We start from the raw sequence: 1,116 nt of genomic DNA, 5'->3' as shown, positions 1-1,116 counted from the left end.
CCGGCACAACGTGGGCTTCATGGTGGCCGACCTGCTCGCCTCCCGGGTGAGCGCGAAGTTCGGCCGGTCCAAGCGCGCGCACGCCGACGTAGCCGAGGGGCGACTGGGTTTCGGGGGCCCCAAGCTCGTACTCATCAAGCCCCTGACTTTCATGAACCTGTCCGGTGCGCCGGTGGTCTCGCTGGCCCAGTTCTTCAAGGTGCCGGTAGAGAACGTGATCGCCGTGCATGATGAGCTTGACGTGCCGTTCGGGCAGGTACGGGCCAAACGGGGCGGCGGTGAGGGCGGCCACAACGGGTTGCGCTCGATGTCGAAGTCGTTGTCGAGCAAGGAGTACGCACGAGTCCGTTTCGGGATCGGGCGCCCGCCCGGGCGGCAGGATCCGGCCGACTACGTGTTGTCCGACTTCAGCGGCGCCGAACGGAAAGAGCTGGAGTTCCTCGTCGACCGGGCGGCGGACGTCGTGGAGGCGGTCGTGCTCGAAGGCGTCGAGTGGGCGCAGAACAAATACCACGGCGGTTGATCCGGCGGGGTCGAAACGGATGGATCGTTTGAGCGGTTTTGTCCATCTCGTTGTCCCGTGACGCTGGCCGCCGTCCGAGCGTTGGTCACACGTACGCACCGCTCGGTGCGGCGGGCCGGCGCGGCGGGGGGAGGTGCGGGGAGTGCAGGAGCAGGAGTCGGTGTTGACCGAGCCGACCGTTCTCCTGCCGGAGGTTCGTCCGGCCGGGAACGGCTTCCCGGAGGGATACGGTCCGGCCAACCATCCGCCGGCGAACCACGGTCCACGGCCGCACCGGCCGGTGAACCGCAAGACCACGGTTCGCAACGCGAAGATCCCGGCACCGGTGGTACCGCTCAGCCCGCCGCCCGCGGGCGCCGGCACGCGAGCGGCCCGGCCGAAACCGGTCAACGCGCCGCCACTGGCCGCGCACGGACCGGCCGAGCGGAACCAGGCCACCGACCGGCTGAGCGACAACCGGCCGAACCGGTCCGCGGCGGTCCGGCCGCCGAGCCGGCCGTTCGTGCGGGTTCGGGGCCGGCACGCGGCCATGTCGCGGCGGCAGCGCTGGGAACGCCGGTACGTGCGGACGCTGGTGCTGGCCGACCTGCTGG

Annotated in this window: 1 protein-coding gene and 1 pseudogene; both read left to right on the top strand. The window is 70.7% G+C overall.

All coding sequences use genetic code 11. From position 1 onward, the window contains the following. Positions 1–523, top strand: a 523-nt coding sequence (gene pth / locus Ato02nite_RS51065; RefSeq protein WP_213013980.1) for an aminoacyl-tRNA hydrolase, incomplete at its 5' end; no start/stop codon positions are given. Positions 524–665: 142 nt separating this feature from the next. Continuing rightward, positions 666–1,116, top strand: a pseudogene (locus Ato02nite_RS51060) (hypothetical protein); the annotation flags it as partial.

Origin of the sequence: Paractinoplanes toevensis (genome assembly GCF_018332695.1) — a bacterium.
Lineage (GTDB): Bacteria > Actinomycetota > Actinomycetes > Mycobacteriales > Micromonosporaceae > Actinoplanes > Actinoplanes toevensis.
Note: the sequence above shows the minus strand (reverse complement) of the source record. Positions and strands in the feature narration are given on the sequence as shown.